This is a genomic window from Porticoccus sp. Uisw_050_02, from assembly GCF_047729555.1.
GTDB lineage: Bacteria > Pseudomonadota > Gammaproteobacteria > Pseudomonadales > Porticoccaceae > Porticoccus.
This window is the reverse complement of sequence record NZ_CP159825.1, coordinates 1,190,510-1,215,850: the sequence shown is the minus strand read 5'-3', so window position 1 is coordinate 1,215,850 and position 25,341 is coordinate 1,190,510. Positions and strand designations below refer to the sequence as shown.

Genomic DNA, 25,341 nt, shown 5'->3' with positions numbered 1-25,341 from the left:
TTAGATTGTGCATTATGACAGAAGAGGTGATGACAGCACCATACTGATAATTGGGATATGTTTTAAATTGCACAAATACTCATAACCGTTAGAAAAAAGTCAGTTTTTAGGGTGATGTGCAAGCCGTTTAATAGATCTAAACCTTGAAGTCACCCCCAATTTTTTTCTTCACGGGTATGTTTGCTAGCTTTGTATACTGAGGTACTCCATTTTTGTAGGGCGGGTAATCTTCCCCTTGAATAAGCGGAGAAAGATAGTCCTTTCCTTCTTGTGTGACACCATACCCATCTTTGGTAATATAATTTTTTGGCATCTTTTTTTCTTGATTGGCTATATTTACTAAAGGTGCCTCACCTAAGCTCCATGAATAATCAGCACTTTTATTGCGTTCAATGGTCACCATAACCGAATTTTTTCCTGCTAGAGCGTACTCCACTGCAGCCCGACCTACGGCATAAGCCTGCTCTACGTCAGTAGCAGAAGCAATATGACGAGCAGATCTTTGAAGATAATCAGCTAAAGCCCAGTGGTACTTATAATTCAGAGAGCTTTTAATCATGCTAGCAAGTGTAGGCGCTACACCGCCAAGTTGATGATGTCCAAATGCATCTTGGTTTGAGGATCCTGAAATTAATGAGCCATCTGAGTATTTGGCCCCTTCTGACGCAACGACCACACAGTAGCCATGTTGTGATACAGCTTCTTCTACTCGGCCGAGAAAATCTTTTCGGGAAAAAGGAATTTCTGGAAATAAAATTATATGTGGCGGATCGCCAGCTTCTACTGCTGCGAGCGCACTTGCAGCAGCAATCCAACCTGCATGCCGCCCCATGACCTCAAGAATAAACACTTTAGTAGAGGATTCACACATAGAGGCAACATCTAAACTAGCTTCTTTGGTAGATATGGCAACGTATTTAGCGACAGACCCAAAACCTGGACAGCAATCCGTAAAAGGTAGGTCATTGTCCACCGTTTTTGGTATGTGGATGGCTTGAATTGGGTAATTCATTTGCTTTGCTATTTGAGATATTTTAAGGCAAGTATCAGCAGAGTCTCCTCCACCATTGTAAAAAAAGTAGCCAATATTATGTGCTTTAAAGACTTCGATGAGTCTCTCATATTCGGCTTTGTTCTCTTCAAAATCCTTAAGTTTATAGCGACAAGAGCCAAATGCTCCAGAAGGCGTGTAACGAAGACCTGCGATTGCATCTGGTGTTTCTTTGTTGGTATCGATTAAATCTTCGCGTAGAGCACCAATAATTCCATTGCGACCCGCATATACATGACCAATCTTATCCGAGTGCTTTCGAGCCGCTTCAATTAATCCGCAGGCACTGGCGTTAATAACGGCAGTTACTCCTCCAGATTGCGCATAAAAAGCATTTTTCTTTTGTTTATTGTCGCTGGACATAGCTTTGCTCATCAAAGGAGTCATTTTTAGAAGCGGGCAATCATACTGCAAAGTTAAAGCTTATTATATTTTTATATGTGTTTAGTTTTCAATTGTAAGGATCTTTCGCGATATAGCGATAATTTTTTGACTACGGAGGCTTGCATGATGTTCAAATTCAGTTATGTTGAGCCATGGGGTTTTTTAGGTTATTTTTGGTGGCCTAGAGATTTCCTAGGTTTTCTAAATTATCTAACAGGCAGTCGTTGGCGAATGCATATTCATATTCTGGGGATCTGCGGCACTTTTATGGGCTCTTTGGCTCAACTAGCCAAAGCATCAGGACATCAAGTCTCGGGTAGTGATACGAATGTCTATCCTCCCATGAGTACGCAGTTAGAAAAGGCAGGCATAGAATTAACCGAGGGGTATGATACCTCGCAGTTTATTTCTTCCCCTGATCTTGTGGTTATAGGAAATGCCTTGTCTCGAGGTAACCCTGCTGTGGAATACATTCTAAATAATAAGCTTGATTATACTTCTGGCCCCCAGTGGTTATGCGAGCACCTCCTTAAAGATAAATGGGTTCTTGCGGTGGCTGGAACTCATGGTAAAACGACCACCTCAAGTATGTTAGCTTGGATTTTAGAGTATGCCGATATGGGGCCTGGATTTCTCATTGGAGGAGTGCCGGCTAATTTTAACGTATCAGCTCGCTTGGGCGACTCTCAATTTTTTGTTGTAGAAGCAGATGAATACGACACAGCTTTTTTTGATAAGCGTTCCAAGTTTCTTCATTATCGACCTCGCACTGCTATTCTTAATAATCTAGAGTTTGATCATGCAGATATTTTTGATGATATTGGTGCCATTCAAGCCCAGTTCCATCATTTTGTCAGAACAGTACCCAGCGAGGGCTTGATTATTACACCATCAGATGATGCTAATATACAGGTGACAATCGATCATGGATGCTGGTCTGAAGTGCAATCTTTAGGTGAGGGCGGCGACTGGAATATATTGCTGGCAGAGAAAGATAGCTCTGCTTTTTCGGTTATCTTCAAGGGGGACATTCAGGGCACTGTTCGTTGGGGACAAGTTGGCATCCATAATGCGAAAAATGGATTAGCTGCAATCGCAGCTGCGAATCATGCGGGAGTGAAGCCTCACGTAGCTTGTGAGGCATTATGCCAGTTTTTGGGCGTAAAACGTCGAATGGAGAAGATCGCTACAGTGTCTGGCGTAACCGTATATGACGACTTCGCTCATCATCCAACGGCTATTTTTACTACACTGGAAGGCATTCGGAATAAAGTTGGCCACGAAAAAATTGTTGCTGTTATAGAGCCACGCTCAAACACTATGAAGCTGGGTGTTCATAAGGACAGACTCGCAGAAGCTACTAGATTGGCAGACCAAGTTTTATGGTATCAGCCCGAGAGTGCAGATTGGTCGTTAACCGAAGTGGCTCACAAGAGCTCTAACTCAGTCGATATTATTGATAATATCGACGAACTTATACAGCAAACATTGAATAGTGCGGATGGATTAACTCATATTGTTATAATGAGCAATGGCGGTTTTTCCGGATTCCATAGTCAATTAGTGAATGCCCTAAAAGAAAAAACTGACAATAAGCAGGAGTAATTGATGGGAGAACTCAATGTCTATATTTAAACGGTCTGTCACACTGGCTATGACTGGTGCATCTGGTGCCCAGTATGGTTTCAGGCTACTTGAGTGTTTAGTTCAAGCGGAATGCCGAGTTCAGTTCCTGATGTCTGATGCAGCACGCGTGGTTGTTGAAACAGAAACTGACTTAGATTTGCCTGCAGACATTAATCTGGAGGAATTCCTTGCCTTAAATTTTGATGCAGAGCCTGGGCAAATTATAGTAAACACTGCCAAAGATTGGTTTTCATCTGTCGCTTCCGGCTCTTCTGCGCCAGAATCGATGGTTATCTGCCCTGCTAGTGGTGGTACTCTATCTGCTATTGCTTCTGGCGCCAGCAATAATCTAATTGAGCGAGCCGCAGATGTTGTGATTAAAGAAAAATGCCAATTAATCGTTGTGCCAAGAGAAACACCTTTATCGGAAATTCATTTAGAAAATATGCTGAAATTAGCGCGGTTAGGGGTAACTATATTGCCTGCTATGCCTGGTTTCTATCAGAACCCAAAAACCATTAACGACTTAATAGATTTTGTTGTTGCTAGAATCCTTGATCATTTGGATATAAAGCAAGATATTATTCCCCGCTGGGGCGATTAACAGTACCTATTAAGGCTTGCACCCACTTCGATATAGCTATTATTTCTTCCATACATAGGCTGTGCTCCATCATAAAGGTTTGATAGCCCGGCTTGAGGCCTAAAGCCGATAGGGTCTTAATACTTTTTTGGCCGTGAGTTTCTGGAACAATAGCATCATAAACACCGTGAAATAACTGAATAGGCAGATCTTGGTTGGCTGGAGCTATATCGATGGAATTGGCAGTAGGAAAGTAGGTAGACATTCCTAGAAGACCAGCTAAACTTCGGGTATAAGTGAGCGCAGCATCTAGCGCGACAGCTCCACCTTGAGAAAATCCCGCAATAATGATTCTTTGACTATTAATGCCTCTCTGTATCTCTCTGTCTATTATCGCATGCACCGCTTTGACTGATTTTTTTAATTGTTTTTTATCTATTTTTCGATCAAAGGTCATCTCTAAAATATCGTACCAAGCAGGCATCATATGGCCGCTGTTAATGGTTACTGGTATTGTTGGTGCGTGAGGAAAGATGAACCTTATTCGGTTGTGAGTAGGAAGTTCTAGCTCTGGAATAATAGCTTTAAAGTCGTGCCCATTAGAACCTAAGCCATGCAGCCAGATAATAGTGGAGTCAGCTTTTTTTTCAGGATTAATTTCAATATGAGGAAGAATATTCATTATGTTATTTTATAATATTTTGTATGTAAAAAAGTATAATCAGTTAGAGGTTATTATAAGTTAATTTTTTAGTGAGTTTATGTTGCCATGTTGCCTATATTGTATTCTTTTCGTCGTTGTCCTTATGCAATCCGAGCCAGAATGGCGCTATTTTATGCAGGTATTGAAGTAGAGCTAAGGGAGGTTCTGCTACGAGACAAGCCCATGGATATGCTGAGAGTATCGCAGAAAGGTACTGTTCCTGTATTAGTTCTTCCAGATGGCAATGTGTTAGACGAAAGCTGTGTAATTATGCATTGGGCGTTAGATCAAAGTGATCCAGATCAGTGGTATTTTTCAGCCAAGTCTGCTGAATTAGATGAGATTATTCAAAACAATGATAGTTTATTTAAAGAATCTTTAGACCGTTATAAGTATTCAGATCGGTATCCCGAACATACTATAGAATACTATCGAGCACAGGCAGAGATTTTTCTGACCTCTTTGGAGCAAAAATTGACGGCAACACAATATTTGTTGGGGCCCAGAATTAGCCTAGCTGATGTAGCAATCTTTCCTTTTGTCAGGCAGTTTTCTCTTGTAGATAAAGTATGGTTTGATGCCAGTCCATACCCGAAATTACGTCGCTGGCTAGCCTATTTTTTAAGTGTAGAATTTTTTCTTGCAGTGATGCAAAAACACCCGGTTTGGCCTCATAAAAAGTGATTATATTCAATATTTTTAATTCAGGATAATAGTAAATTTATGGAACTTTTAATGGAAAATAAATCTGCTCAAAAAAACCATAACACAGAAAGAGTAGTTATGAGAAAGTATGTTCTGGGCCAGGAAATCTACCTGATCTAACATCTTCCGCGTATGATTTTAGAGCAGCCTCTATGTTATCAGTATCTTCTAAGAAATTTTTACAAAATGTGGGTATGCTTGGAGACAGCCCAAGCATATCATAGACAACTAGAACCTGTGCATCAGTGTCAGCTCCCGCACCTATTCCAATAATCGGTATATTCAGTGCCGCGGTTAGCTTACTGCCTAGCGTAGAAGGCACACACTCAAGAACCAATAAGTCTACCCCTGCTTCTTCTAGGCGCAAGGCATCCTGTATAATTTTTTCTGTAGCCTCTTCCCCTCGTCCCTGCACTTTGTTGCCGCTGAGCTTGTGTACTGATTGTGGTGTCAGCCCCAAGTGTCCACAAATAGGTATTCCTCGTTCACTAAGCATCTGTACTGTGTTGCAAAGCCAGGCCCCACCTTCTAGTTTTACCATATTGGCGCCAGCCTGTATGAGTAATGCTGAATGATCTAGTGTTTGCGCTTCGCTAGAAAAGGCCATAAACGGGAGGTCAGCAATAACAAACGATTTTGCACTTCCACGACGTACAGCTTCAGTGTGATAAATCATATTACCCATAGTTACAGGAATAGTACTATCGTGACCTTGCACTACATTTCCTAGTGAATCCCCCACCAAAATAACATCAATGCCTGCATTATGAGCTAGCCTAGAAAACGATGCATCGTAAGCCGTAATAACAGGAAATTTTTTATCATGCTTTTTTAGCTCATGTAGAGCATTTATGGTAACTGCAACCATGGTTTTATCCTATTTTTGGCTTAATAGTAGCCGTTATAAAAAGGGTCGAGAATTATAATAATGACGTCCAGATCGAATATTGAGCATATAATCAAGCAAGCCTTGATAGTCTTGCTTGCTATTAGCGAGATCTATTTCGGCAGCGTTTACAATTAATAAGGGCGCATTATCGTAGTAATAGAAAAAGTGTGTGTAAGCCTCGTTCAATCGATGCAAATAATCCCTATTAATAGGCTTTTCATACTGAATGCCACGATGCTGGATGCGACTTAGTAGTGTATCTGTTGGGGCTTGCAGGTAGATAACCAAATCAGGTGTAGGTGCGTCAATAGTTAGTTGCTTGTAAACGGTCTGGTAAAGTTTTAGCTCTTCGCTGTCGAGGGTTATCTGGGCAAATAGTTGATCTTTTTCCATTAGGAAGTCTGCCACTTGGACCTGCTGAAACATATCGCTTTGACGTATTTCTTGAATTTTTCGTACACGCTGAAATAGAAAGTATAACTGAGCAGGCAAAGCCCCTGTCTTTTGGTCCTGATAAAAGCGTTCCAAAAAAGGATTTTCTTCAGGCTGCTCTAAAAGAGTTTTGCAGTTAAAACTATTAGCTAATCTTCTAGCTAGAGTTGTTTTCCCTACCCCAATGGCCCCCTCTACAGCTATAAAGCGAGGTGATTGATCTTTTTCAGTAACTGATGAAGCTGGATTATTGTCCAATTGTGTCACTAATATCTCCTGATGCAAGAGGAACGATACCTTCTGGCGAGCAAACTTCCAATAGTGAATCTAAACTGATTCCATCTGGTAGAACTAACTTCGGTGCAATATCTGCTAGTGGTATTAATACAAAATTTCTTGTTTTCAGGCCATGGTGAGGTATCTTTAGGTGTTCTTTGTCGATGACTTGACATCCATAGAGCAAGATGTCCAAATCGAGTGTGCGCGGCCCCCAGCGCTGACTTCTAACTCTTCCATGCGTATCTTCAATTTTCTGTAGTGCGGTTAAAAGTTGTCCTGGATTTAACTGAGTGAAAATTTTCGCAACGCCATTGATATAGTTTGGTTGATCTTTTGGCCCCATAGGTAGACTAAGATACCAGGGGGATGAGACAACTACTCGAGTGGCCTCAATTAATCCCAGCTTAGCCAGCCCCGCTAAAACTTGTTGATGCGGGTTGCCCAGATTACTGCCAATAGAAATATATGCAGTTTGACTCATAGCTTAGGTTTTCTGATGGGAGGAAGGCTTTTTGTGGATTGATTTTTTGGAAGACTTATTTTTCAGTGATTGGACTGCACCAACCATTTCTTTCTGATCGGCTTCCTCTGCATCTTGAAAAACTGTCCACCAGTGGCCTAACTCAGGTTGAATTTCCCCGGCGTCTTCTCGTAGCAACAGGAAGTCGTAGCCTGCGCGAAAACGCTTATTGGTCAATAACTTGAAAGCCTGGTTACCTGCACGACGTGGCAGTCGAAGCTGGAGCTCCCAAATTTCCTTCATGGGTAGAGTAAATCGACGAGGTATTGCTAATCGCTGGCATTGTTCAGTGATGATATTCCCTGCAGCTGAATGCAAAGAGAAAATATTAACTTTTTCTGTTTGATGATCTTTCCCCTCTCGCTCTTTTAGTGCAGGCCAGAGTAATGCTGCAAATAAAAATGCAGGAGTAACCCGTTGGTTTGTTCGAATGCGTTTATCGGTATTGATTAAAGCTTGCTCAATAAATTTCAAGTAATAGTTTGATTCACCCTCCAAGGCAGCTTCTGTCGCAGGAAATAAAATACCAAATATTTTATATTCTCGCAATAAATGAAAGCCTGCTAAGGCATACCCATGCATAAACAGCTTAAGAACTTCATCAAACTGCCTTGCAGGAGGTATGTCGGCCAACAATAGGCGTAACTTGTGTATGGCTGCAGAAGAGCCTTCCTCAATTGAAAAGCCAAGTTTGGCCGAAAAACGGAGCGCTCTAAGCATTCTGACTGGATCCTCTCTATATCGTTCAGAGGCATTTCCAATGATGCGTATAAGTCGATTATTGATATCTGACAGCCCGTCAGTGTAGTCAAATATGTTATTATTTTGAGGGCAATAGTAGAGAGCGTTCATTGTAAAGTCTCGCCGAATAGCATCTTCTCCAACAGAGCCGAAGATATTGTCTCGAAGCAGCATTCCTTTGGAGGAGTGTTGGGATTTTCCTGGCTGATTTTTTGTGCCTGTATGCTGAGCACGAAATGTCGTCACCTCTATGATTTCAGAGCCTGCTCGTACATGCACAATTTGAAATCGACGGCCTATGATACGGGAGCGATGAAATAACTGCTTGGCTTGCTCTGGTGTTGCATTAGTCGCTACATCAAAATCTTTCGGCTTGATGTCCATCATTAGGTCGCGAATGCAACCGCCAACTAGATAGGCCTCATAGCCACTTAATTGGAGTTGCTCCACAACTTTTACAGCACCAGAGTTTATTTTTTTAGAAGAAAGGTTATGCTGCCCTGATTTCAACATATGAGGCTTAGTCTTGACTCGTGAAGGGTTGGATCTGAAAATATTTGAAAGTTTTTTTAGCATTTCATATGAGTCATGTTTGAAGTTTTTTGTGTTCTGGTATTTCAGGTCTCAGCAACCTTAAATTGACTAGAAAATCACACTATATCAAGGCGCCACAATAGAATATCGCCTAATACAATCTAATACAATCTGGACTGTAGGTTTATGTTGGTATATATGATTTTGAATCTGATTGTTACTTCAGGTTATCAGGATTTTGGCTCTGTTGCATCCGAGGAACTTTGTCGTGATTCCAGTGGGCTGTTGCCCACGCTAATAATTCATCACAATGGTTAGTTTTAGACAATTTATCAGGTAAAGATAAACCAAGCCAGCTAATAGCGTTGGTTAGATTTTTTGTGGCTGCCTGACAGCCTAAAGAAGGCGCTAAATTTTGTTTGCTGAGCTTCCTGCCTTCTTTATCGACAGCTATCGGAACATGACCATAGGTCGGTGTTGGGAATTTTAGTAGATTTTGTAGATAAATTTGCCTTGGTGTTGACTCCAGCAGGTCACTGCCACGAATAACATGAGTTATCTTCTGGAAGCAATCATCAATCACTACAGCAAGCTGGTACGCATATAATCCATCTTTGCGACAAAGCACCATGTCGCCGACCTCTTCTTTTATGGATTGTCTTTGTTGGCCTTGAAATATGTCATCAAATATAATTATTTTATTATCTTCTGCAAGCAGCCGCAGAGAAGACAGCGTAGAAGAACTAGTAGGGGGGCAAGGGTAGCTGTGAGTAGCAGCGTACTCTTTTAGTTGTTGCCTGCTGCAATGACAAGAAAATATTAAACCAGACCGCTTCAGTGTCTTGAGTGCGGATAGATATGCTTCTGTGCGATGACTTTGATACAAAACTTCTCTGTCCCATTGCAGTCCATGTTCTTGAAGTTGTCGTAAAATTTTGTCAGATGATCCACTGGATTCTCTTGGGGGATCTATATCTTCGATTCTGACAAGCCACTCACCTTTATTTGCTTTTGCATCCAAGTAGCTGGCCACTGCGCTCACTAGTGATCCAAAATGAAGCGGGCCAGTGGGGGAGGGAGCAAACCTTCCTACGTAATGACAAGCGGAACTACCTGGTTTTATAGCCACAGGCATAAAATTAAATTGAGTGCTAGCCAATAGTTAGCCACCAGTAAGCTGCCTTTCCTTGATCTCATCTAGTGTTTTGCAGTCGACGCATAGGTCTGCAGTGGGTCTCGCCTCTAGCCTGCGAACACCAATCTCTACTCCGCATTGGCCGCAGAATCCATAATCTCGACACTTGATACGCTCAATTGTTGTATCAATCTTTCTGATGAGCTTTCTTTCGCGATCTCGCGTTCTTAGCTCTAAACTAAATTCCTCTTCTTGGGTGGCTCTATCAGCAGGGTCTGGAAAATTAGCAGCCTCGTCTTTCATATGGCTGACGGTGCGATCAACTTCTTCCATTAACTCCTGCTTCCAGGCGCGCAGAATATTTTTAAAATGTAGCTCTTGTTTTTCATTCATATATTCCTCAACTTCGGCTTCAGCATAAGGCATAAAACCATGAAGTGAGCTAGCTGGGGTTATTTCTGCTTTCTTTGGCATGAGTTCAAGCGCTCGTTAAATTTTAAGACCGTGGTTTATAGTGCTAGATGGTATTTTTTTCAAGTAAAAAAAGAAATTTTTTTACTTGAAATCAAAAAAAATCTTATCGTCAAAGCAATAAAATATCAGAAAAGTGTTTAAAATCATAAATATAAGGTAATAATCTGATGAATGGGAGTTCTGGTAAGTATTATAAAAATATAAAATTTTTGACAGGTCAGTTATCTTTTTAAATACGTCATCGTAATTTTCGCACCAAGCTGCGGTCTTCCGAAAAAAAACTTCTCTGTGATCTCGGCCATTTTTTGAGCTGGCTTGGTCAGCTTTTTCATTGAAATAATCAAATATTTCAAATTCACCATTACTGGGTATCAGACTAATAAGTCCTGTTTGCTATCTGTCGTCCATCAATAATATCGCTAGCCAAATATAGGTGATCACGTGTGCTCTCTATGAGAAACTCTAGGAGAGGGGAGGATGCTTTGCATCTACGTATGCCTAGTTGAGTATTAGAAATTAAAATGGAGCGGTATTTATTTCGAGAAATAGAGCTGCTAGTTGCATTGAGCATCCCTTTCCCCCACTTTATATTTTCATTACGATGAAGGAGTATTTGGAATTTAGTTAAAAGATATTTGGCGCATAAAAATGCTAACTTTTATTAAAAAAAAGATGCTTATGAAACATTTAATAGAAAAAAGGCTCTGTAGGTGAAAATTTATCCTTATTTCGAGCAGGCTTTTATATTAAAGCGCTATAAGAGATTTATGGTTGATATAAGGCTGGCTAATGGAGAAGAGATGACAGTTCATTGCCCTAATACTGGATCCATGAGGAATTGCTGGGCTGAGGGTGGGCTATGTTGGTTTTCTCGAACCGATAAACCGCATCGAAAGCTGCTCGGTACTTTGGAGCTAACAGTTACTCCAGAGGGGTTTTTGTGCGGAGTTAACACGCAGCGCTCTAATTATTTAGTAAGAGAAGGCATCGAATGCGGAATAATTAAGGAACTGCAGGGCTATAAAGACATTTGTGCGGAAGTAAAGTACGGAAGTGAAAAAAGTCGTATTGATTTTCTTCTCAGTAAAGCGGGCCAAGATTGCTATGTGGAGGTCAAAAATGTGACGTTTGGTATTGGGGGCGGACGCATCCTATTTCCTGATGCTGTCACTGAAAGAGGCGTCAAGCATCTGCGAGAGTTAATCAAGATGGTAGATCAAGGTCATCGCTCGATACTGGTGTTTTGTGTTCAGCATACTGGCGCCAAAACCGTAGGGTTAGCTGATGAGATAGATCCTTATTACGCTCAGGTAATGCAACAGGCTCTTTCTGCAGGTGTCGAGGTGATTGCTTATAGTTGCAGGCTGTCGCCAGAGGAAATTGCAGTAGAAAAACGCTTACCTTTTATACTGTAGCTCAGTCTTAATAAATTCTATTTATACTTGATGTCTAGGCGTGATTCTATTTCTGCGAGCTGCACTTCTATGTTTTCGAGCTGCTCCCGAGTGCGATGCAGTACCGCTCTTTGCGCATCAAATTCATCTCGCGTCACTAGATCCAGTTTATCAAAAGTGGCTTGCGCAGCTGCGCGCATTTTTTGTTGGACTTCTTTGCTTAATGTTTCAGCACCTGGCGCTAAAACATTATTAAATTGATGTAAAAACTGATCGAGCAATTCATTTGGCTTCATATCTATTCCCCTAGATGGTAATGCGTTGCACTAGTTTAATCTTAAATTTACTTTATGTGCAAAAACTATGCTGATGAGGTGCCGTATAGGAAAATCTGTGTTTCGGTGCAATTTTCTTATTAGGCTACCTAATAGCGCCCTAATTTAGTGCAATTGACTGGCGAGCTCCTTGATTTTTACTTATTTTTCCTATGTTTTAAAAAGTTGGCACGTTATATGCATTATTCATTATGTACCATTCAGTAAATTACTAACAAAAACTTTAATTGGGGAAATAAAGCATGAAACTATTCAAAAAAACACTTACTTTAACCGCGTTAGCGTTAGCTGTGCCAATGGCAGCACAAGCTTATGAGACATCGGCAAATGTCACACTAGCTACTGACTATAAATTTCGCGGCATTTCGCAAAATGATACAGGACCAGCATTACAGGGCGGATTTGACCTTGCTTTTGATAATGGCCTTTATTTAGGTACCTGGGCTTCAACAGTTAATTTTGAGCTAGCTGGAAATGCAGATCCTGAGATGGAACTAGACTACTACGGTGGTTATGGCGGCAATCTCACAGAAGAAATTTCTTATGACGTGGGTGTCATCTACTATGATTATCCAGGCTCTAGTCCTACAAATTTTTCTTCTGGCACCTATAACAAAGATCGTGACCTTGATTATGTAGAAATATACGGAAGTCTTGGATATAAAGATTTTACCTTAGGCTACGCTTACTCTGACGACTACTGGCAAGAAACAGGTGAGTTTAATTATGTCTATGTTGATTATAGCTATAGCCTTCCGTCAGATTTCAGCTTAGATCTTCACGTGGGATTCAATGACTTCGAAACTGCTAGTGATGACTCTGACCTTTCTGATTCAATGGAAGCATTTTTGGGTGACGGGGAAGATAGCTATACAGACTTTTCTGTCACAATCGGTAAATCTATGTTTGGTCTAGACTTCGCGCTTAGCTTCGTTGATACAGATATTGGCTCCAAGGAATGTTGGGGTAGTGATTGGTGTGATAGCTCAGCAATCTTTTCAGTGAGCAAAAGCATGTAATTAAACGAATGGCGTTTTCTGTGGTTACAGAAAACGCCATCTTTCTTAATGAAGGAGAAATATGATGAAGATGATTACAGCAATTGTTAAACCCTTCAAGCTAGACGATGTGCGAGAGGCGCTGTCTGCCCTAGGCGCACAAGGGGTTACAGTATCTGAAGTGAAGGGCTTTGGTCGTCAAAAAGGCCATACAGAGCTTTATCGCGGTGCTGAATATGTTGTTGATTTTTTGCCGAAGGTGAAAATCGAAGTGGCTGTTTCTGATGAGATGGTGGATGGGGCAGTGGAAGCTATTACTACTGCATCTCATACCGGAAAAATTGGCGATGGAAAAATATTTATTACCAGTATAGAACAGGCAATACGTATCCGTACTGGTGAAACTGGTGCGGAAGCACTTTAACTAACAGGAGAGATAAAATGAGTCCTGAATTAATTGAAGTAAAATATGCGCTGGATACATTCTACTTCCTAATATGCGGTGCGTTAGTTATGTGGATGGCTGCGGGCTTTACTATGCTAGAAGCTGGTTTGGTTCGTGCTAAAAGCACTACTGAAATCTTAACCAAAAACATAGCGCTGTATTCTATTTCATGTGTTATGTATTTAGTGATGGGCTATGCAATCATGTATGGCGGAAGTGCAGGCGGATATCTTCCGGATGTCTGGTTTGGAAATATCATTTCAAACTCTACAGCTGAAGAAGTATTAGCTAGCAATGGTGACATTTACTATTCTGGTGCGTCAGACTTCTTCTTCCAGGTGGTTTTTGTTGCAACTGCAATGTCGATCGTCTCGGGTGCTGTTGCTGAGCGCATGAAGCTTTGGTCATTTTTGTTGTTCGCTGTAGTGTTGACTGGGTTTATTTATCCAATGCAAGGTATGTGGAAATGGGGTGGCGGATTTCTTGATGCAGCCGGTTTTCAAGATTTTGCAGGTTCCGGAGTAGTGCATCTTTGTGGCGCAACAGCTGCTATTGCTGGCGTCATGCTGCTTGGGGCACGTAAAGGAAAATACACGTCAGATGGTAAAGTAAACGCTATCCCCGGATCTAATTTACCCTTAGCTGCTATTGGTATGTTTATCTTATGGATGGGCTGGTTTGGTTTCAACGGTGGATCGGAGCTAAAAGTTTCTGATATCGGTGAAGCTAATGCTGTAGCTGATATCTTTGTAAACACTAATGCTGCTGCTGCTGGTGGATTAATAGCTGCTCTGATTGCCTCCCAATTATTGTTTGGTAAGGCAGATCTAACGATGGCTATTAACGGTGCTTTAGCTGGTCTGGTTTCGATCACAGCAGAACCACTCGCTTGGACTGCTGGTTATGCAACACTTATTGGTGCTATCGGTGGAATCATCGTTGTGTTCTCAGTGCTATTCATGGATAAAATCAAAATTGACGATCCTGTCGGAGCCATCTCTGTCCATGGTGTGGTGGGTATCTGGGGTCTTTTAGCAGTCTGTTTGTCCGCCAATGATAGCGCTACGCTAATGGGTCAGTTGACCGGCATAGTTGTCATTTTTGCTTGGACTTTTGTTACAAGCCTTATCGTTTGGGTCATTATCAAGGCAGTAATCGGTATACGTGTAACTGAACAGGAAGAAGTTGATGGTATAGATGCAAGTGAGTGTGGCTTAGCAGCTTATCCAGAATTTGTGAAGTAAATTTTTAGCTACGCACTTTAAGTAGTTAAAAACAGAAAGGGGGAGATGTTATGCATCTTCTCTTTTTTTATTTGCAATAAACTAGGGTTATATGACAGTATTTAGTTAGTTTAGATCGTTTAAAAAATTACGTGAATCGAGAGTGCAACGTTTTAATGAAAAAAGTATCTTTTTATTATGTACGTAAAAACCACACCAAGATTACTAGGATGGCCATATGAAGCTTATTACCGCAGTTGTTAAACCTTTTAAATTAGATGATGTGCGTCAAGCGCTTGCTGATCTTGGGGTACAGGGTATAACGGTCTCTGAAGTTAAGGGATTCGGTCGCCAGAAGGGCCATACAGAACTTTATCGAGGCGCAGAGTATATAGTTGATTTCTTGCCCAAGATGAAACTAGAAATTGCCGTAGATGATGATCAAGTAGACTCTGTCATCGAATCTATTTCTAAGTCAGCTCATACAGGAAAAATAGGTGATGGGAAAATATTTGTTACTTCGCTTGAGCAGGTGATCCGTATTCGGACAGGTGAAACTGGTAGCGAGGCGATATAAAAGAAGAGTTTTATTTTTAAAGATTTAGCTACTCTTCTTTCTTCCAGCCCTCGGATGGGCTTTATCATAGACCTTTGCAAGATGCTGGAAGTCTAGATGAGTATAGACCTGAGTTGTCGATATATTTTGGTGGCCCAATAGTTCTTGCACTGCGCGCAAGTCACCACTTGACTCAAGCAAGTGACTGGCAAACGAGTGACGCAGCATATGCGGATGAACTTTTCCTTGCATTCCTTGCCGCACACTAATTTTTTTCAGCCTATCTTGAATGCTTCTTGGGGAAAGACGTCTCCCCTGTAAGCTGAGAAACATCGCCTGCAGGCCGGTTGATTTTAACTCTTGACGGTGTTTTAGCCAGTATTTTACTGCTTTCAAGGCTTGACTGCCAACAGGTAGTTGCCGAGTTTTTCTTCCTTTGCCGGTTACGGTAATAGTTGCTTCCTTTAAGTCGATATCTGTGAGGTTCAGGTCCGCCAGCTCGGCGAGCCTTAATCCTGAAGAGTATAGCAATTCAATTATGGCGTGATCTCTATAGTCGATCCAGCTGGTCGCACTAAGCGATAAAAATTGATTTACCTGGTCTACATCTAAAGTTTTTGGTAATTTTTTTGGCGACTTCGGCGCAACAATCCCATCTGCAGGATTAAATGAAATCCATTGATTTTTTAGCCCATAGTTAAAAAACGTACGAAGTGAGGATAACCATCTTTGAATGCTTCGACCACCCAGACCCTCTCTGTGTAAAGTCATTAGGCATTCTCTTATATTTTGGCTATCTAGCTGTTCGGGCTCTATCAGAGATTTCTTGGAGCACCAAAAGGTAAGTTTTTTGAGGTCGCGTGAGTAATTACTGGTAGTATGAGGCGATAAGCGGCGCTCTGTTCGGAGATGTTGTTCGAATTCTTTGATCCGCTGGTTCAGAGAGAGATTCATTGTTTAGGATGACTAAGGTTTGTTTAACATAACAGGAATGAGCTGACTCAGAACTTCAGCTATTTGGCTAAAAAATAAGGTATCTATAGCGTTATTGTAATAGTTTGGGTCAGAATTCCCGATCGCAAGGATTCCAAACACTGGTCCATTGGAGAGGATTACTGTGGCTGTAGATTGTATTTCTTTGCTTCTGCCCTCAAAAATAAAATGAAGCTCCTTATTGGTTAATATCCCAGAAAGAGGCGCTTTTCTCTCTATCAAAGAGCCTATCTGAAGTTTTGCCGCTTTCATGGCAATAATTCTTGCATGAGGGGTTGGCGTTAAGCTGTACTCGCCAAATAAGACAAGTTGATGAAATTCAACTTGAAAATCAGTGCTAAGACTTTTAGATAGAGCATCAATAACCGCAGTTAAGTTAGTAGCAACAATAAGTGAGACTATTAATCGCGAGGTTTTTTTAAATAACTGTTCATTATCTTGAGCTCTGCCCAACAAACCAGAAATATGGTTTGATAGCTCAAGGTCGCGCTTTCTTAATAGAGAAATCTGGCGTTCAATGAGTGAAATTGCTCCTCCATTTTTGTGTGGGAGAGAGATAAGCTCTAATATATCTGGGTTATCATCAAAGAAAGTTGGATTAGCTTGGAGATAATCTTTGATTATCGCAGGACTTGGAATTCTATTATTTTTCGGTTTATCGGAAGATTTGGTCATACGTTTATCTGCCCTTGGTACACCGAGCTTGCTGGACCAGTCATAATGACTGGATGGCCATCACCCAGCCATTCAATAGTCAGGCTGCCACCGGTTAGGTTTACTGTGACAGGAGATTCCAACAGGCCTTGTAGCTGACCTGCTACAACTGCTGCACATGCTCCAGACCCGCAAGCCAAAGTTTCTCCCACTCCTCGCTCATAAACTCTCAAGTTAATTTCATGAGAATTGACTACCTGCATGAATCCTACATTCGCTTGCTTTGGGAATAGACTATGGTTGCCAATAGTATGACCCAAGGATTGCACTGAGGCCGAGCAGACATCATCGACCCTTAACACAGCATGGGGGTTGCCTATGGAGACAGCACTGATTAATAACTTTAAGTTTTCAGTAGAAATCTCATAAAGGATTTTGTGCTGCTCAGCTATGAAAGGGATATCCTTGGGGTCAAGTAAAGGTAAGCCCATGTTCACCTCTACCGTCTGGTCGCTTTGTAGTTTTAGCTCGATGACACCACTTGCGGTTTCAACCAGAATGTTATTTTTCCCTGTGAGTTTTCGCCCGTGAACAAATTTGGCAAAGCAGCGTGCGCCATTACCACACTGCCCTACTTCTGTGCCATCATTATTGAAGATGCGATAACGAAAATCTATATTTGGTTGGCTTGGAGGCTCTACCACCAGAATTTGGTCACAACCTACACCAAAATGCCTGTCACCTAATTTTTTAGCTATTTCTGGTGTGATGGTTATGTGTTGAGATATAGCATCAATTACCACAAAATCATTACCAAGGCCGTGCATTTTTGTAAATTTAAGCAACATATTTAGTCCGGCATTATGTTTGTTCCACTTCACATCTTTTCATTTTTATCGGTTTGCATCAGGCTTATTCTTTATGATCGGATATTAATGATTCCCCACGCATTAGGTCCTTAAAATTCTCTCTCTGTCTAATTTCATGGATGTTGTCACCATCGACCATTATTTCTGCTGCCTTGCCTCTACTATTGTAATTTGAGCTCATAGAAAAGCCATAGGCTCCTGCAGATTTAATGCAGAGTAAATCTCCTTGCGCTATTGTCAGTGTTCTATCCTTGCCTATAAAATCACCAGTCTCGCAGATGGGACCTACGACGTCCCATTTTCTTGCAATCCCCACTCTAGGGGTTACAGGATCAATGGCTAGCCAGGCTTGGTAAAGGGCTGGTCGAATCATATCGTTCATTGCTGCATCAACAATGGCGAAATTCTTTTCTTGCCCTGGCTTTAGGTATTCAACAGTAGTTAGTAGTATGCCTGCATTTGCAGTAATAGATCTACCTGGTTCTAATATTAGGGTTAGGTCTCTTTTATCCAAATGGAGGAGTATTTCTTTGATATAATCATCAGTGCGAGGGGGAATTTCATCTTTATAGCAAACGCCAAGTCCGCCTCCTAGGTCTAAATGCTTTAGATTGACCCCATGATCTTGCAGCCTGTCTACTAGTGTTAGTACTCGACTTAGAGCATCTATGAAAGGTTCTGTTTCTGTCAATTGTGAGCCTATATGGCAGTCCACACCAATAATGTTCAGAGATTCCATTTGTGCTGCTTTTAAATAGACCTCTAATGCTTCATGTATATCTATACCAAATTTATTTTCACGCAGCCCGGTCGAAATATATGGATGAGTGTTAGCATCCACATCTGGATTTACTCGCAAAGAAATCGGAGCTATTTTTCCGCATGCTCTTGCAACAGCATTAAGTACATCGAGCTCAGCTTCAGATTCGACATTAAAACAATGTATATCTATGGCTAGCGCCTTTTCCATTTCACTAGGCTTCTTGCCAACCCCAGAAAAAATTATTTTTTTGGGGTCACCGCCTGCAGCTATAACACGTTCCAGCTCACCCCCTGAGACAATATCGAAGCCTGCTCCGAGTTGTGCCAGGACGTTAAGAACTGCGATATTGGAGTTGGCTTTTACAGCATAGCAAATTAGATGGGACCGGTTAGCCAGAGCTACTTGATAAGCTAAAAAATGTTCTGTTAAAGCCGAACGACTGTAAACGTAGGTTGGAGTACCGTAGTTCTCAGCAATTGTTTCCAAGGCTACATTTTCAGCAAACATTTCGCCATGATTGTAATAGAAATGTGCCATAGATTAGTTGCCGTTTTTTTCAGTGTCTTCCAACCCTTTGGTCCTTGCCTTTTCTGCAGGGTCCTCTGAATTAGATATGATTACTTGGATGGGTTCCGAGGGAAGGTATAATGGACCTTTAATGCCACAACCAGTCAGACACATAGTGGCCACTAATGTTAATAATATCGATACAAAATAGCGCTGCATATAGAGAAACCTGTATTTTTTTTATTAAGTTATTCTTGAGTATACCGGCTGATGCCTACTACACTCAATCGGATATACCGCTGACAATTGATAAATATATTAAAAATGGCCTATAAACATGAATGAAATGGAATTTAACAATCATTGCGACGAGATAATGCTAGCCATTGAGGAGGCTGTTGACAGCAGTCCTGAGGATATAGATTACGAAACTTCAGCTGGAGTTTTAACTCTTACTATTGAAATCAATGGGTCTAAAGTGATTGTTTCTAGACAGCCTACTCAAGCTCAAATTTGGATAGCTGCAAAGTCGGGTGGTTATTACTGCAACCATGTTAGTGGCTCTTGGATTTGCACGACAACTAGCGAAACTTTGGGTCTATTGCTGCATCGTGTTTGTTTTGAACAGCATGGTGGAGAAATAGTGTTTGATATTTAGTGATGTCCAGTATTTATTTTAATCAGAGGTATTTTAGATTGCACCCATTTTCTTTCTTGCTGCTTTTGTTGCCAGTCTCACTTGTTTTGGCGCTGTGCCACCAATATGATTTCTGGCAGCAACAGAGCCTTCGAGTGTAAGCACGTTAAACACATCGGCTTCAATTACAGTAGAGAACTGTTGAAGCTCACTTAGGGACATTTCTGATAGATCCTTGTTTATTGAAAGCCCATATGCAACAGCTTTTCCAACTATTTCATGAGAATCTCGAAAAGCTATATTTTTTCTTACTAAGTAGTCGGCCAGATCTGTGGCTGTGGCAAATCCGCGTCGAGCAGACTCAGTCATAGATTTTTGGTTGGACTTAATGGCAGGCACCATGTTAGCAAGTGCTCGCAAACAATCTTTGACCGTCGCGACGGTATCAAACAATGGCTCTTTATCTTCTTGATTATCTTTATTGTAAGCCAATGGTTGTGATTTCATGAGAGTCAACAAAGCTATCAGGTTGCCATTCACTCTCCCAGTTTTTCCTCTCACTAGTTCCGGAACATCAGGGTTTTTTTTCTGCGGCATAATAGATGAGCCAGTGCAAAAGCGGTCCGGAAGATCTATGAAGTTAAATTGTGCAGAATTCCACAGTATCAATTCTTCTGACACGCGAGAAAGGTGAGTCATTAATATGCTAGCAAATGAGCAGAATTCAATAGCAAAATCACGATCACTTACAGCATCTAGTGAGTTATTCATTGGTTCATCAAAGCCTAACAATGTAGCCGTCATTTTACGATTTATAGGATATGTTGTTCCTGCTAAAGCTGCCGCCCCTAATGGAGAATGATTGGTTCGTCTTCGGCAATCTATGAGGCGACCATGGTCTCTGTCAAGCATTTCAAACCATGCCATGAGGTGATGCCCAAAAGTAATAGGTTGTGCGGTTTGAAGATGTGTAAATCCAGGCATAATAGTTGCCGATTCTTTTTCAGCTAGATCTACTAGGGCGCGCTGGAGGCGACTTAGTTCTTTGCTGATAAGGTCTATTTCATCACGCAGCCAAAGCCGAAGATCAGTGGCAACCTGATCATTTCTTGACCTGCCAGTATGTAATTTTTTCCCAATACCACCAATTTTTTCTGTAAGAGCAGCCTCTAGATTCATATGGACATCTTCTAAGGCCAGATGCCATTCGAATGTTCCTGCTTCGATTTCCATTCGTATGTCACTGAAACCTTTCTTGATGGCTGCTAACTCCTCTGGCGACAAGAGATCTATACTGGTTAGCATTTCCGCATGAGCGAGGGACCCTTGTATATCATGAAGGGCAAGTTTTTGGTCAAATTCAACGGACGCAGTAAATTTGGCTACAAAGTCGTCCGTTGCTTCGTTGAAACGACCACCCCAGGCCTGATTTGTATCTTTTTTATTGCTCATGGATAAACGGGCTCTTCTGTGATTGCTGACGGTTATTTTTATATACTCTTTTTTTGATTATAGCAAAGCAAGAGTTTCTGTGTGCAAACAAAGCTATTATATTTAGCTTTATGGACCCAAATTGATTGGCCGTTATAAGAAAATCTTATGGCCGAGATGCTTTTTTTGGCTAAGTTTTGGATAGACATGTCTGCTATTAGGTCAATCTGATATAATTTTCTATTTATAGTTTTGGTTGCCATATCTCATGATTTCATCACTACCTGATACTGCCATGGTTCGTATTGCAACTCGACAAAGCCCCTTGGCGCTTTGGCAGTCCAATCACATCAAATCTCAACTACAGTGCATTCATCCTAATCTTTCGGTTGAGTTGGTTGGCATTACCACTCGTGGCGACAAAATTCTTGACACAACCCTATCAAAAATTGGAGGGAAAGGTTTATTTGTGAAGGAGCTTGAGGTTGCGCTTCTTGAGGGGCTTGCTGATATTGCAGTGCATTCTATGAAGGATGTTCCAATGGAGTTTCCTTTAGGCCTTGGACTGCAAACTATCTGTGAGCGCGAAGACCCAACAGATGCTTTTGTGTCCAATCATTATGTGTCTTTAGAAGATTTGCCAAAAGGAAGCCGCGTTGGAACATCCAGCTTGCGCAGAAAGACTCAGCTCTTGGAGCGCCTCCCAGGGCTTAATATTCAAGAACTGAGAGGAAATGTTAATACCCGCCTGAGCAAGCTTGATAACGGAGAGTACGACGCGATTATTCTCGCTACAGCAGGATTGGTGAGATTAGGTTTATCAGAACGCATCAGTCAGCGTATAGCGCCAGAAAAATCTTTACCAGCAGGAGGGCAAGGCACCATTGCTATTGAGTCTAGGCTCGATGATGAGAGGATAGGGGCGCTACTGTGCCAATTGCACCATTTACCTTCAGCCCAATGCATCATGGCTGAAAGGGCAATGAATCGCCATCTTCGTGGCGGATGCCAAACCCCTATTGCTGCATATGCAGTCCTGACAGGCTTGGATTCTGACCAGATTTGGCTGCGAGGATTAGTGGGGTCCCCCGATGGAAGCCAGGTTGTTCGCAATGATGTTAGAGGTGTAGCTAAAGACGCAGAGGCACTAGGTTTAGATTTAGCCAAAAAATTGCTGGCCCAAGGGGCTGAAGATATTTTGAAAAAAGTTTATGGAGATAACTGGTAGGTGGAACATTTAAAGGGATTGCAGGCATTGCTTGTAAGGCCTATTCAGCCTGATGGGCATGGCGACGAGATACTTTCAGCCAAGTTAATCGCAGAGGGTGCCTTGCTCCATCATTTTCCTGTTATGAAGATAACCCCCCTAGAAAGCTCTTTGAATCAAGACCTCATCAGTCATTACATACTTAATCTTTTTTTGTATGATCGAGCAATTTTTGTGAGTCGCGCCGCTACATTTTTCGTTGTTGATTGGTTGAAACGTAATAGCGATTTGATGCCTCAGGTTTTACCTGTTGGCCCCCGATACTATGCCGTTGGCAAAACTACTGCAACTGAACTGAAAAAGTATAATGTTGATGCAGAGCTTCCAGAGTGCGAATTTAGCAGCGAGGGGTTGCTAGGACTGACTTCACTGCAAAGACTGGCTGGTGAAAAAATATTAATTTTTTCTGGTGTTGGCGGACGCCAATTGTTGCCTGATCAGCTGCGTTCTCGTGGTGCTGTTGTTAGCCAATGTGAGCTATATCATCGAAAGATATCAACAGACTATACTCGAAATATCAATGATCTGCTCTACTCTAATAAATTGGGTGTCGTCATTATTCATAGCGGTGAATTATTAGCTCATCTTGTATCTCAAATTCCAGGAGAAGGGCTGAATAAGCTAAAAAAGCTGCCTTTATTGGTCCCAAGTGAAAGAGTTTCTTTGCTAGCAAAAAATATGGGGTTCCAGTATATAATTTGCGCTCCTTCCGCCCTTGCTGAAGACATAATTTCGGTTTTAAGTGGATGGTGCAGCAATCAGCGTTAAGGATTAAGATGGTGCATGTAGTTGTTATTTTACTGTCACGCCTAACTTCTGGCGCAAGTGAATCGAGCAGCCATATCAAATATGTGGGGACTAGTTAATTGGATAATAAAGATAATACACCAAGTAATACACAGACCTCTTCTGGTCAATCTGAAGTGGCTGATAAGTCGACTATTAAACCTCAGCCGAAAAATTTCCCTTCAGGTAAAAGAGTTTCGATCCGAAAGTGGCGCCTGTGGATATTTTTTATAGCGTGTCTCCTTTTATTTCTTTCAGTTCTTAGTGTAGGAGGGTGGTTCATCTATCAGCTCCAACAGCAGCAGGCAGAAATTCAGACCACCTTAAAAAATAATCAAATCTATATTAAAGGTCTGAGAGGCGAAATTAAAGATGAGCAGCGCAAGTATCAAGAAAAAAGTATCAGGTTTACCAGTGCTCTTGAAGATATAGAGTCACAGGTCGCTGCCTACGCTCGCCGCTTGAATGAGACGTCTTTCGCGCCAAGATACATGGGATTATTAACAGAAGCTGAGTATTTAACCCGACTTGCCAGACATCGCTTGGACACTGAAAAAAATTCGAAAAATGCAGTTGAATTGCTAGTTTCAGCAGATCTTGTCTTAAGGGATTTGGAAAGCTTGGGTCTGACAGAAGTTCGAGAAGCTATCGCTAAAAGCATTGCCAAACTACGTTCATTTCCGACAATAGATAGAGAGGGCTTATATACCCAGTTAGGTGCGCTATCAGACCAACTGGTTGAGTTACCTATGATTAATTACCCTATAGAAGTAACGCAAGCCAGTACCATAAATATTAGTACTACATCAGCACCTGAAGGATGGCAAGAGATGCTTATTTATAGCTTTGATTCAGCACTTGCTAGCCTGGCAGGCTTAGTGCGTATTCAAGAATTGGATGTTCCTCTCTCTCCAATGCCGTCGGCAGACGAAAGTCGTTACCTCAGGTACAGTTTGGCTATTTTGTTGGAGCACGCCCAGGTAGCCTTATTGCGTGAGGAGGAAACGATTTATAGGGAAAGTTTGCAAAAAGCGAGCAAGCAGCTCAGCCAGTACGCTAAGTTGAATCAATTGGCTTTGCCATATCTAGAACAACTGTCTCGACTTGAGGGGGAAAATATAATCCAAAAATTTCCTGACATCTCCCCAGAATTAAAAATATTAAAGGATTATATAGATGGCCAGTTATTTTCTGGGCAACCAAAATCAGCCGCTGTGGAGTCTCAATAGTGAGAAAGGCGCTCTTGATAGTTATTATTGTTACTCTACTTGGCGGTATGCTCGCATGGCAAATGACGCAGAATAGAGGCTATATTTTGATTGCCTATGGAAATTACTCCATTGATATGACGCTTTGGGCTTTTTTTCTAATCATAGGCATATTGTCGGTATTTTTTGTGGTGTTAAAAAATTTGATTAGATTAATTATGGAGCCTGGCCAGAAATATTTTAAAGAGCGCGCTGCTTTAAAGATAAGAAGCAACCAGCTATTAGTTAATCAGGGCCTGCTTCAGTATTTCGAAGGTCGCTGGGGTAGTGCTAGAAAAATTCTAGAGAAATCTGCGAAAAACTCTACCTTGCCTTTATTGAGTTACTTGGTTGCAGCAATTGCAGCGTATGAGGATGGAGATCAGAAGGGGGCTAATAAATTACTGAGTTATGTCGAAAAGTCAATCCCTGGCAATAACTTAATTACTGGCTTAGCTAGAGCAAAAATGTGTGTGCGGGAGCAACTTTACGCAGAAGCATTAGCTATTCTTCAGCCCTTCTATGTTAAATTTCCATCTCATCCCATTGTCCTGCGTTTGCTTTATTTGGCCTATAGAGGCTTGAAAGATTGGGAGAGTTTAAGAAGATTATTAGCAGAACTTAGCCGCTATAAAGTATTTAGTAAAATTGAGCTTCAGGAGATCGAAGGAGATGTGTATGCCTATTCGCTAACTGCTATTTCTACACAGAAAGCTAGTATGAGCGAAGATCTGATTAATTTTTGGCATAAAATTCCCAAAAATTTAAGAAAAGAAAAAAGAGTCTTGCTAGAATATGCTGCTGGCTTGCATGAGCTCGACGAGAGCTCTCATGCTGAAGTATTGCTTCGTGCTTTTTTGAAGACGTGCTGGGATGATCGTTTGGTTAAACTCTATGGGGTTGTTGAGGGGGAGGATGCTCGGAAGCAATTGATCTTTGCTGAGTCTTGGCTTTTCAGTAACCCAGATAGCGCTGAACTAATGCTCACTCTCGGCCGTCTTAGCTGGAGATGTCAGTTATGGGGAAAGGCTCGGGATTATCTGGAGAGCTCAATAGCCATTAAGCCGCAATCTCAAGCTTATGTAGATCTGGCAAGAATTATGGAGCATTTTTGCAAGCATGAAGAAAGTTTAAAGTGCTACCAAAAAGGGTTATCCCTAGGTGCTCGAAACGAATAAAA

At 41.5% G+C, this 25,341-nt stretch carries 28 protein-coding genes; 13 read left to right on the top strand and 15 right to left on the bottom strand.

Annotated features, from left to right (window positions below; genetic code table 11):
• Nucleotides 1–136 precede the first annotated feature (136 nt).
• Nucleotides 137–1,414, bottom strand: coding sequence for a 6-phosphofructokinase (locus tag ABXT41_RS05845; protein WP_415391467.1), 1,278 nt, complete (start codon nucleotides 1,412–1,414; stop codon nucleotides 137–139).
• A gap of 252 nt (nucleotides 1,415–1,666) precedes the next feature.
• On the opposite strand from ABXT41_RS05845, the gene mpl reads away from it, so the two are divergent.
• Together mpl and ABXT41_RS05835 are read left to right on the top strand one after the other, a co-directional pair.
• Entirely contained in the window at nucleotides 1,667–3,040 is a 1,374-nt protein-coding gene (gene mpl, locus ABXT41_RS05840; RefSeq protein WP_415391466.1) for a UDP-N-acetylmuramate:L-alanyl-gamma-D-glutamyl-meso-diaminopimelate ligase, read from the top strand.
• Nucleotides 3,041–3,056: 16 nt separating this feature from the next.
• On the top strand, nucleotides 3,057–3,665 hold the full coding sequence (locus ABXT41_RS05835) for a flavin prenyltransferase UbiX (RefSeq protein ID WP_415390581.1): 609 nt from the start codon (nucleotides 3,057–3,059) through the stop codon (nucleotides 3,663–3,665).
• Here the strand turns inward: ABXT41_RS05835 and ABXT41_RS05830 are convergent.
• Nucleotides 3,643–4,326, bottom strand: a complete 684-nt coding sequence (locus tag ABXT41_RS05830; protein WP_415390580.1) for an alpha/beta hydrolase — start codon at nucleotides 4,324–4,326, stop codon at nucleotides 3,643–3,645. The genes ABXT41_RS05835 and ABXT41_RS05830 overlap by 23 nt on opposite strands.
• Before the next feature lie 87 nt (nucleotides 4,327–4,413).
• Between ABXT41_RS05830 and ABXT41_RS05825 the strand changes: the two genes are divergently transcribed.
• Nucleotides 4,414–5,031, top strand: a complete 618-nt coding sequence (locus ABXT41_RS05825) for a glutathione S-transferase (RefSeq protein WP_415390579.1) — start codon at nucleotides 4,414–4,416, stop codon at nucleotides 5,029–5,031.
• 97 nt (nucleotides 5,032–5,128) lie between these two features.
• Here ABXT41_RS05825 and panB read toward each other — a convergent pair whose 3' ends face one another.
• The 6 genes from panB to dksA all read right to left on the bottom strand — a co-directional run bounded on the left by panB (nucleotide 5,129) and on the right by dksA (nucleotide 10,056).
• Nucleotides 5,129–5,920, bottom strand: a complete 792-nt coding sequence (panB, locus tag ABXT41_RS05820) for a 3-methyl-2-oxobutanoate hydroxymethyltransferase (RefSeq protein ID WP_415390578.1) — start codon at nucleotides 5,918–5,920, stop codon at nucleotides 5,129–5,131.
• Between the two features lie 33 nt (nucleotides 5,921–5,953).
• Complete coding sequence (locus ABXT41_RS05815; protein ID WP_415391465.1) at nucleotides 5,954–6,646, bottom strand: deoxynucleoside kinase; 693 nt, start codon at nucleotides 6,644–6,646, stop codon at nucleotides 5,954–5,956.
• Nucleotides 6,621–7,133: a 2-amino-4-hydroxy-6-hydroxymethyldihydropteridine diphosphokinase gene (gene folK / locus ABXT41_RS05810; protein WP_415390577.1), complete on the bottom strand. Its 513-nt coding sequence runs from the start codon at nucleotides 7,131–7,133 to the stop codon at nucleotides 6,621–6,623. Before folK ends, ABXT41_RS05815 begins: the two co-directional genes overlap by 26 nt.
• Before the next feature lie 3 nt (nucleotides 7,134–7,136).
• Entirely contained in the window at nucleotides 7,137–8,426 is a 1,290-nt protein-coding gene (gene pcnB, locus ABXT41_RS05805; protein WP_415390576.1) for a polynucleotide adenylyltransferase PcnB, read from the bottom strand.
• A 238-nt stretch (nucleotides 8,427–8,664) separates the two neighbouring features.
• Nucleotides 8,665–9,606 carry a tRNA glutamyl-Q(34) synthetase GluQRS gene (gluQRS, locus tag ABXT41_RS05800; protein WP_415390575.1) on the bottom strand — a complete coding sequence of 314 codons (942 nt, stop codon included), beginning with the start codon at nucleotides 9,604–9,606 and terminating at the stop codon, nucleotides 8,665–8,667.
• 3 nt (nucleotides 9,607–9,609) lie between these two features.
• Entirely contained in the window at nucleotides 9,610–10,056 is a 447-nt protein-coding gene (gene dksA, locus ABXT41_RS05795) for an RNA polymerase-binding protein DksA (protein ID WP_415390574.1), read from the bottom strand.
• 710 nt (nucleotides 10,057–10,766) lie between these two features.
• Between dksA and sfsA the strand changes: the two genes are divergently transcribed.
• On the top strand, nucleotides 10,767–11,471 hold the full coding sequence (sfsA, locus tag ABXT41_RS05790; protein ID WP_415390573.1) for a DNA/RNA nuclease SfsA: 705 nt from the start codon (nucleotides 10,767–10,769) through the stop codon (nucleotides 11,469–11,471).
• A 17-nt stretch (nucleotides 11,472–11,488) separates the two neighbouring features.
• On the opposite strand, the gene ABXT41_RS05785 is transcribed toward sfsA, so the two are convergent.
• Nucleotides 11,489–11,746, bottom strand: coding sequence for an accessory factor UbiK family protein (locus ABXT41_RS05785; RefSeq protein ID WP_415390572.1), 258 nt, complete (start codon nucleotides 11,744–11,746; stop codon nucleotides 11,489–11,491).
• Nucleotides 11,747–12,027: 281 nt separating this feature from the next.
• On the opposite strand from ABXT41_RS05785, the gene ABXT41_RS05780 reads away from it, so the two are divergent.
• From ABXT41_RS05780 to glnK, 4 genes are all read left to right on the top strand, one after another.
• Nucleotides 12,028–12,804 carry a TorF family putative porin gene (locus tag ABXT41_RS05780; RefSeq protein WP_415390571.1) on the top strand — a complete coding sequence of 259 codons (777 nt, stop codon included), beginning with the start codon at nucleotides 12,028–12,030 and terminating at the stop codon, nucleotides 12,802–12,804.
• Nucleotides 12,805–12,868: 64 nt separating this feature from the next.
• Nucleotides 12,869–13,207, top strand: coding sequence for a P-II family nitrogen regulator (locus ABXT41_RS05775; protein ID WP_415391464.1), 339 nt, complete (start codon nucleotides 12,869–12,871; stop codon nucleotides 13,205–13,207).
• A 17-nt stretch (nucleotides 13,208–13,224) separates the two neighbouring features.
• Nucleotides 13,225–14,472 (top strand): ammonium transporter, encoded by a 1,248-nt coding sequence (locus ABXT41_RS05770; protein WP_415390570.1) that lies wholly within the window; start codon nucleotides 13,225–13,227, stop codon nucleotides 14,470–14,472.
• 217 nt (nucleotides 14,473–14,689) lie between these two features.
• Nucleotides 14,690–15,028 carry a P-II family nitrogen regulator gene (glnK, locus tag ABXT41_RS05765; protein WP_415390569.1) on the top strand — a complete coding sequence of 113 codons (339 nt, stop codon included), beginning with the start codon at nucleotides 14,690–14,692 and terminating at the stop codon, nucleotides 15,026–15,028.
• Between the two features lie 24 nt (nucleotides 15,029–15,052).
• On the opposite strand, the gene xerC is transcribed toward glnK, so the two are convergent.
• From xerC to lptM, 5 genes are all read right to left on the bottom strand, one after another.
• Entirely contained in the window at nucleotides 15,053–15,961 is a 909-nt protein-coding gene (xerC, locus tag ABXT41_RS05760) for a tyrosine recombinase XerC (protein WP_415390568.1), read from the bottom strand.
• Between the two features lie 12 nt (nucleotides 15,962–15,973).
• Entirely contained in the window at nucleotides 15,974–16,675 is a 702-nt protein-coding gene (locus ABXT41_RS05755; RefSeq protein ID WP_415390567.1) for a DUF484 family protein, read from the bottom strand.
• The gene (gene dapF / locus ABXT41_RS05750; protein ID WP_415391463.1) at nucleotides 16,672–17,502 is read right to left on the bottom strand and encodes a diaminopimelate epimerase; all 831 of its coding nucleotides are present in this window, start codon (nucleotides 17,500–17,502) and stop codon (nucleotides 16,672–16,674) included. Before dapF ends, ABXT41_RS05755 begins: the two co-directional genes overlap by 4 nt.
• A 64-nt stretch (nucleotides 17,503–17,566) precedes the next feature.
• Complete coding sequence (gene lysA, locus ABXT41_RS05745; RefSeq protein WP_415390566.1) at nucleotides 17,567–18,823, bottom strand: diaminopimelate decarboxylase; 1,257 nt, start codon at nucleotides 18,821–18,823, stop codon at nucleotides 17,567–17,569.
• Nucleotides 18,824–18,826: 3 nt separating this feature from the next.
• Nucleotides 18,827–19,012, bottom strand: a complete 186-nt coding sequence (gene lptM / locus ABXT41_RS05740) for an LPS translocon maturation chaperone LptM (protein WP_415390565.1) — start codon at nucleotides 19,010–19,012, stop codon at nucleotides 18,827–18,829.
• Nucleotides 19,013–19,130: 118 nt separating this feature from the next.
• Between lptM and cyaY the strand changes: the two genes are divergently transcribed.
• Nucleotides 19,131–19,451 (top strand): iron donor protein CyaY, encoded by a 321-nt coding sequence (gene cyaY / locus ABXT41_RS05735; RefSeq protein ID WP_415390564.1) that lies wholly within the window; start codon nucleotides 19,131–19,133, stop codon nucleotides 19,449–19,451.
• A gap of 33 nt (nucleotides 19,452–19,484) precedes the next feature.
• Here cyaY and argH read toward each other — a convergent pair whose 3' ends face one another.
• Nucleotides 19,485–20,882 (bottom strand): argininosuccinate lyase, encoded by a 1,398-nt coding sequence (gene argH / locus ABXT41_RS05730; RefSeq protein WP_415390563.1) that lies wholly within the window; start codon nucleotides 20,880–20,882, stop codon nucleotides 19,485–19,487.
• Nucleotides 20,883–21,129: 247 nt separating this feature from the next.
• Between argH and hemC the strand changes: the two genes are divergently transcribed.
• From hemC to ABXT41_RS05710, 4 genes are all read left to right on the top strand, one after another.
• Nucleotides 21,130–22,089: a hydroxymethylbilane synthase gene (gene hemC, locus ABXT41_RS05725; protein ID WP_415390562.1), complete on the top strand. Its 960-nt coding sequence runs from the start codon at nucleotides 21,130–21,132 to the stop codon at nucleotides 22,087–22,089.
• A complete protein-coding gene (locus tag ABXT41_RS05720) occupies nucleotides 22,090–22,896 on the top strand; it encodes a uroporphyrinogen-III synthase (RefSeq protein WP_415390561.1) in 807 nt (268 codons plus the stop codon).
• Nucleotides 22,897–22,994: 98 nt separating this feature from the next.
• Entirely contained in the window at nucleotides 22,995–24,143 is a 1,149-nt protein-coding gene (locus ABXT41_RS05715; protein ID WP_415390560.1) for a uroporphyrinogen-III C-methyltransferase, read from the top strand.
• Entirely contained in the window at nucleotides 24,143–25,339 is a 1,197-nt protein-coding gene (locus ABXT41_RS05710) for a heme biosynthesis HemY N-terminal domain-containing protein (protein ID WP_415390559.1), read from the top strand. Before ABXT41_RS05715 ends, ABXT41_RS05710 begins: the two co-directional genes overlap by 1 nt.
• Nucleotides 25,340–25,341: the final 2 nt, after the last annotated feature.